The organism is Pseudomonas sp. GZD-222 (assembly GCF_049310525.1).
Taxonomy (GTDB): Bacteria; Pseudomonadota; Gammaproteobacteria; order Pseudomonadales; family Pseudomonadaceae; genus Aquipseudomonas.
Genome location: NZ_JBMOWO010000030.1, coordinates 1 through 6,663, shown reverse-complemented (window position 1 = coordinate 6,663; position 6,663 = coordinate 1). Strand labels below are relative to the sequence as shown.

The window sequence follows — 6,663 nt, the reverse complement described above, 5'->3', positions numbered from 1 at the left end:
GGCGCCAGGGAGTAGCTGAGGTGCTTTGGCAGGCAGCGGCGAAACCGTAAGGGCCATCGCGGGGCAAGCCCGCTCCCACTGCTTGGAACTGTGGGAGAGGGCTTGCCCCGCGATTGACTCAAATCTCAGGCCAGAACGCCCGAATCCCCGCCACACCCTGAGCACCATGCTGCCAGGCCTTCTCGCGCTCGGCAGCACCGACACCACCGAGCAGATAAACCGGCTTGCTGAAGCCTTCGATCAGCCGCTGTGCCTGCTCCCAGCCAAGCGGCTGAGCCTCAGGATGGGTCTGGGTCGCCTGCACCGGCGACAAGGTGACGAAGTCCACCCCCATCTGCTCGGCCAACGCCAGTTCTTCAGCGTTATGGCACGACGCCGCCAGCCAGCGCTCCTGCGGGAACGGCCGGCCTTTGCTGGCGTACTTGCGCAGTTGCTCAGAGGTCAGGTGCCAGCCGGCCGCCGGGAAGTCGCCCAGCCACTCCAGCGGCCCCTTGAGCATCAACTGCGCCTTGCCAGCGCACAGGCCGACCGCATCCACCGCTACGTCACGGTACTTGGGGTCGTACATGTTCGGCGCACGCAGCTGCACCAGCTTGACTCCGCCGGCAATGGCCTTCTGAATGCCACGCAGCATCTGCGGGACTTCCAGGCCCTCCGGGGTGATCAGGTATTCACCCGGCAAACGTGCCGCCGCGACGATCGGCCGATTGGCTTCGGGGAAGTCGTACTGCGGCAGTTCACGAGCCGTCACCCAGGCCAGCGGCTGACCCTCAGCACCGTGGGGCTCGCCGGTAAAGCCAGTGACCTCCCAGACATCCAGCAACACTTGCTTGTCCGGGTAGTCGTGGTGGATTTTGATCAACGGCCGCGCGGCAGTGACGGCAATGCCCAGCTCTTCGTTCAACTCGCGCGCCAGGGCGATGTCCACCACTTCGCCATCTTCGACCTTGCCGCCGGGAAATTCCCACAGGCCGCCTTGATGCTGGGTATCGGCACGCCGGGCAATCAGGATACGACCGTCGGTACCACGAATGACCGCCGCAGCTACATGTATGCGTTTCACCCTTCACGCTCCGCCAGGCCAGCTTTTTGCCAGGTCTGGAAGGCTGGCCACTGGTAGATGGTCTCGATGTAGGCTGCCGCTTCGGCAGGTACTTCCACTCGATAGGTACGCAGACGCACGGCAACCGGCGCGAAGAAGGCATCGGCCAGGCTCGCGGTACCGAACAGGAACGGACCGGCTGCTTTTGACGCCAGACGGCATTCCGACCAGAGGGCGACGATACGGTCGATATCGACCTGCACGTCCAGCGGCATGCTCTCCAATGCTTGATCGCGCGACAGATCGAACGGCATGTTGCCGCGCAGGGCGAAGAAGCCACTGTGCATCTGCGCGCAGGCAGAACGGGCCTGGGCACGTGCGGCAATATCGGTCGGCCACAGATTGGCCTGAGGATGACGCTCGGCCAGGTATTCGGCGATGGCCAGAGAGTCGGCGATGATGCCGTGCTCGCACTTGAGCAGTGGCACCTTGGCGGTCGGCGAGTACTCCAGCAGCCGCGCACGGGTGTCGGGCTGGTTGAGCTTGATCAGGGTTTCATCATAGGTGGCGCCGGCAAGCTCAAGGGCCAGGGCACCGCGCAGCGACCAGGAGGAATACAGCTTGTCGCCGATGATCAGGTGGTAACTCATGGTTCGGCTCCATCAGGGGGACTATCGCGGGGCAAGCTGTGGGAGTGGGCTTGCCCCGCGATGAGATCAGGTACGGTATTCGGCGTTGATTTTCACGTACTCGTGGGACAGGTCAGTGGTCCAGATGGTTTCGCTGCACTGGCCACGGCCCAGCTCGATGCGGATGGTGATTTCCTCTTCGGCCATCACCGCCGAGCCCTGAGCTTCAGTGTAGGTGGCACTGCGGCCGCCTTTGCTGGCAATGCAGACATCACCCAGGTAAACATCGATCAGGCTGACGTCCAGCTCCGGCACACCGGCACGACCCACAGCAGCCAGGATACGGCCCCAGTTCGGGTCGGAGGCAAACAGTGCGGTCTTGATCAGCGGCGAATGCGCCACGGCGTAACCGACGTCCAGGCATTCCTGGTGGTTACCGCCGCCGTTGACTTCGACGGTGACGAACTTGGTCGCGCCTTCGCCGTCACGGACGATGGCTTGGGCCACGTCCATGCATACTTCGAACACGGCTTTTTTCAGCGCTTCGAACAGCGGGCCGCTGGCCTCGGTCACTTCAGCGACATCCGCCTTGCCGGTAGCAATCAGCATGCAGCAATCGTTGGTCGAGGTATCGCCATCGATGGTGATGCGGTTGAACGACTTGTTGGCGCCGTCGAGCATCAGGTCCTTGAGCACTGCGGGTGCGACCTTGGCGTCGGTGGCGATGTATCCGAGCATGGTGGCCATGTTCGGACGGATCATCCCGGCACCTTTGCTGATACCGGTAACGGTGATGGTCACACCGTCATGCTGGAACTGACGGCTGGCGCCCTTTGGCAAGGTGTCGGTGGTCATGATGCCGGTAGCCGCGGCCGCCCAGTTGTTTTCCGACAGATCATCCAGCGCCGCCTGCAGGGCGCCTTCGATTTTCTCGACGGGCAGCGGCTCACCAATGACGCCGGTGGAAAACGGCAATACTGCGCTGGCATCAACGCCGGTCAGCTCAGCCAGCTTGGCACAGGTGCGCTCGGCAGCGGCCAGACCAGGAGCGCCGGTACCGGCGTTGGCATTGCCGGTATTGGTCAGCAGGTAGCGCACGGTACCTTGCACACGCTGCTTGGCGAGGATTACCGGCGCAGCGCAGAAGGCGTTGAGGGTAAACACGCCGGCAACGCTGGAGCCTTCGGCACAGCGCATGACCACCACGTCCTTGCGCCCCGGGCGCTTGATACCCGCAGAGGCGATGCCGAGTTCGAAACCTGGAACCGGGTGCAACGTTGGCAAAGGACCAAGACCAACAGCCATGTAAGCGCTCCTAAAAAGTACACCGGGTCGAATAGGCCGGTGCTTGAGATGGAACAACGCCGCGACGGTGGGGACCAGTCGCGGCGCGGTGTTCAGATTTCAGCGGGGTGCATCAACGGTTTGATCAGTCGATCTTGCCGTGGCACTGCTTGAATTTCTTGCCCGAACCGCACCAGCATGGCTCGTTGCGGCCCAGCTTCTGCTCGTTGCGCACTGGCGCGGCGGCCACGGCAACGTCAGCGCCCTCTTCCTGTACCTGACCGGCTTCCAGGCCAGGTGCGTCGGCATGCTGGAACTGCATGCGGGCTGCCAGCTCTTCGGCCTCGCGGCGCAGACGAGCTTCTTCTTCGGCAGGATCTTCGCGGCGAACCTGAACGTGCGAGAGCACGCGGATGGTGTCGCGCTTGATCGAATCGAGCAGTTCCTGGAACAGGTTGAACGACTCGCGCTTGTACTCCTGCTTCGGGTTCTTCTGCGCATAGCCACGCAGGTGAATACCGTGACGCAGGTGGTCCATGGTCGACAGGTGGTCTTTCCACAGGTCGTCCAGTACGCGCAGCAGAATCTGCTTCTCGAAGGTACGCAGAGCTTCGGCGCTGGCCTGCTCTTCCTTCTCGTTGTATGCCGCCAGCAGCTCGGTCATGAGCTTCTCGCGCAGGGTTTCTTCGTACAGGTGATCGTCTTCGTCGAGCCACTGCTGGATTGGCAGTTTCACGCCGAAATCGCTGGCCAGTGCCGCTTCCAGACCAGCCACGTCCCACTGCTCAGGCAGCGATTGCGGCGGAATGTGCTGGGAGACGGTGGCATCGAGCACTTCCTGACGGAAGTCGGCGATGGTGTCGCCTACGTTGTCGGCTGCCAGCAGGCTGTTACGCATGTGGTAGATGACTTTACGTTGCTCGTTGGCCACGTCGTCGAATTCGAGCAGCTGTTTACGGATATCGAAGTTGCGACCTTCGACCTTGCGCTGGGCTTTCTCGATGGCGTTGGTCACCATGCGGTGTTCGATGGCCTCGCCAGACTGCATGCCCAGCGCCTTCATGAAGTTCTTCACCCGGTCAGAGGCGAAGATACGCATCAGACTGTCTTCCAGCGACAGGTAGAAACGGCTGGAACCCGGGTCACCCTGACGACCGGCACGACCACGCAGCTGGTTGTCGATACGACGGGACTCGTGGCGCTCGGAAGCGATCACATGCAGGCCGCCGGATTCGATCACCTGTTGGTGACGCTTCTGCCAGTCGGCCTTGATTTGCGCGATCTGCTCAGGCGTCGGGTTGTCCATGGCCGCGACTTCCACTTCCCAGTTACCGCCCAGGAGGATGTCGGTACCACGACCGGCCATGTTGGTCGCGATGGTCAGCGCACCCGGACGACCGGCCTGGGCGATGATCTCGGCTTCTTTCTCGTGGTACTTGGCGTTCAGTACCTTGTGATCGATGCCTTCCTGCTTGAGCAGGTTGGACATGTGCTCGGAGGTCTCGATGGTGGCAGTACCTACCAGCACCGGACGCCCCTGGGCCATGCTTTCCTTGATGTCGGCAATGATCGCGGCGTACTTCTCTTCCGCAGTCAGGTACACCAGGTCGTTGAAATCTTTCCGGGCCAGCGGCTTGTTCGGCGGAATGACCATAACGTTGAGGTTATAGATCTGGGCGAACTCGAAGGCTTCGGTGTCAGCGGTACCGGTCATGCCGGACAGCTTGTTGTACAGACGGAAGTAGTTCTGGAAGGTGGTCGAGGCCAGGGTCTGGCTTTCGGCCTGAATGTTCAGGTTTTCCTTCGCTTCGATGGCCTGGTGCAGGCCTTCGGACAGACGGCGGCCCGGCATGGTACGGCCGGTGTGCTCGTCGATCAGCAGGATCTGCCCGTCCTGGACGATGTACTCGACGTTGCGATGGAACAGCTTGTGCGCGCGCAAGCCAGCATAGACATGGGTCAGCAGGCCCAGGTTGTGCGCCGAATAGAGGCTCTCGCCCTCGGCCAGCAGGCCGACCTGGGCCAGCATCTCTTCGATGAACTGGTGACCGGCTTCGTTGAGCTCGACCTGGCGGCTCTTCTCGTCGATCTTGAAGTGACCTTCCTGGGTGACTTCGCCTTCGACTTCCTCGATGTGCTGCTTGAGGCGCGGGATCAGCTTGTTGATCTCGATGTACAGCTTGGAGCTGTCTTCGGCCTGGCCGGAGATGATCAGCGGGGTCCGTGCTTCGTCGATGAGGATGGAGTCGACTTCGTCGATCACGGCGAAATTCAGCTCGCGCTGGAATTTCTCGTCCATGCTGAACGCCATGTTGTCGCGCAGGTAGTCGAAACCGAATTCGTTGTTGGTGCCGTAGGTGATGTCGGCAGCATAGGCAGCGCGTTTTTCTTCCGGCGGCTGGAACGGCGTGACGACGCCGACAGTCAGACCGAGGAATTCATACAGCGGACGCATCCAGTTGGCGTCACGGCGGGCCAGGTAGTCGTTGACCGTGACCACGTGCACGCCCTTGCCGGACAGTGCATTGAGGTACACGCCCAGGGTTGCGACCAAGGTCTTGCCTTCACCGGTACGCATTTCTGCGATAGTGCCTTCGTGCAAGGCCATGCCGCCGATCAACTGGACGTCGAAGTGGCGCATGCCCATGACCCGCTTACCGGCCTCACGCGTGACAGCGAAGGCCTCAGGCAGCAGCTGGTCCAGGGTCTCGCCTTTGGCCAGGCGCTCTTTGAACTCTGCGGTTTTGGCGCGCAGCTGTTCGTCCGAGAGGGCCACCATCTTCTCTTCGAAGGCATTGACGGACTGCACCGCCTTGAGCAGGCGTTTCACCTCACGCTCGTTCTTGCTTCCAAAAAGTTTTTTTAACAAAGGCGCAAACATATCGACAGGATCTTCCACACATAGGGATGGAGGGCGGCCCCGTGAGTCGCCCGTGCAGCCCTTATGGCCGCATGCGAACGAGCATTCTACCCGGAAACGACGGTGAGGAAAGTGGTGGATTTCCACGATGCTGGCACAGCGCTTTGACGGGGCTTTTTTACAATAAGGGCTTTTTTCACAACTTCAACCCATTGGCTACATGAAGTTTTTCCACAGACACCCGGGCAAGGCGTGCGCCGGGGGATCTGCTAAGATGCCGCTACTGTAACTTCAGGTGTCCTTCCATGGCTTTTCGCCCCTTGCCGGCTCGCGCGCCCGCTGTACTGCTGCGCGAAGCCAGGCCGCTCAAAGCCCTGTTCAGCCAGGCCCAACGTCTGGCGCAGCTGCAAAAGCTGCTCGACAGCCAATTGCAGCCGGCTGCCCGCGAGCATTGCCACCTCGCCTCCTGGCGCGAAGGTACGCTGTTGCTGATCGTTACCGATGGTCACTGGGCCACGCGCTTGCGCTATCAGCAAAAGCGCCTGCAACGCCAGTTGCAGACCCTGGACGCCTTTGCCAGCCTGACCCGGATCCTCTTCAAGGTGCAACCACCCACCACCCAGAGCCGGGCCGCCACGCACACCGCCGATCTCTCCACACGTGCCGCCGAGAGCATTCAGGCGACCGCCGACGGCATCAGCGATCCGAAACTGCGCGCGGCGCTTGAGCGTCTGGCCAGTCATGCGCGGGACAAGGATGAGCAACCTGGGTAGGAGCGGGCTTGCCCCGCGATGCGATGTAACTGACCGATTGTTGCCGCGGGGCAAGACCACTCCCCCACACACGCA

5 protein-coding genes are annotated in these 6,663 nt (G+C 61.7%); 1 reads left to right on the top strand and 4 read right to left on the bottom strand.

Features of this window, described 5'->3' with window-relative positions; all coding sequences use genetic code 11:
* Positions 1–118: 118 nt before the first annotated feature.
* The 4 genes from ACO6VD_RS06085 to secA form a co-directional block, all read right to left on the bottom strand.
* Positions 119–1,063: a Nudix family hydrolase gene (locus tag ACO6VD_RS06085; protein ID WP_422417689.1), complete on the bottom strand. Its 945-nt coding sequence runs from the start codon at positions 1,061–1,063 to the stop codon at positions 119–121.
* A complete protein-coding gene (locus tag ACO6VD_RS06080; RefSeq protein ID WP_422417687.1) occupies positions 1,060–1,692 on the bottom strand; it encodes a glutathione S-transferase family protein in 633 nt (210 codons plus the stop codon). The genes ACO6VD_RS06085 and ACO6VD_RS06080 overlap by 4 nt, the downstream gene beginning before the upstream one ends.
* A gap of 66 nt (positions 1,693–1,758) precedes the next feature.
* Complete coding sequence (gene argJ / locus ACO6VD_RS06075; RefSeq protein ID WP_422417685.1) at positions 1,759–2,976, bottom strand: bifunctional glutamate N-acetyltransferase/amino-acid acetyltransferase ArgJ; 1,218 nt, start codon at positions 2,974–2,976, stop codon at positions 1,759–1,761.
* A gap of 124 nt (positions 2,977–3,100) precedes the next feature.
* The gene (gene secA, locus ACO6VD_RS06070) at positions 3,101–5,836 is read right to left on the bottom strand and encodes a preprotein translocase subunit SecA (protein ID WP_422417683.1); all 2,736 of its coding nucleotides are present in this window, start codon (positions 5,834–5,836) and stop codon (positions 3,101–3,103) included.
* A 284-nt stretch (positions 5,837–6,120) separates the two neighbouring features.
* Here secA and ACO6VD_RS06065 point away from each other — a divergent pair, with 284 nt between their 5' ends.
* Complete coding sequence (locus ACO6VD_RS06065; RefSeq protein ID WP_422417682.1) at positions 6,121–6,588, top strand: DUF721 domain-containing protein; 468 nt, start codon at positions 6,121–6,123, stop codon at positions 6,586–6,588.
* Positions 6,589–6,663 lie beyond the last annotated feature (75 nt).

What these genes read in the sequence shown, in the direction of transcription:
- ACO6VD_RS06080 (WP_422417687.1), bottom strand. Translation starts at nt 1,692, where the DNA reads ATGAGTTACCACCTGATCATCGGCGACAAGCTGTATTCCTCCTGGTCG.
- ACO6VD_RS06065 (WP_422417682.1), top strand. Translation starts at nt 6,121, where the DNA reads ATGGCTTTTCGCCCCTTGCCGGCTCGCGCGCCCGCTGTACTGCTGCGC.
- argJ (WP_422417685.1), bottom strand. Translation starts at nt 2,976, where the DNA reads ATGGCTGTTGGTCTTGGTCCTTTGCCAACGTTGCACCCGGTTCCAGGT.
- secA (WP_422417683.1), bottom strand. Translation starts at nt 5,836, where the DNA reads ATGTTTGCGCCTTTGTTAAAAAAACTTTTTGGAAGCAAGAACGAGCGT.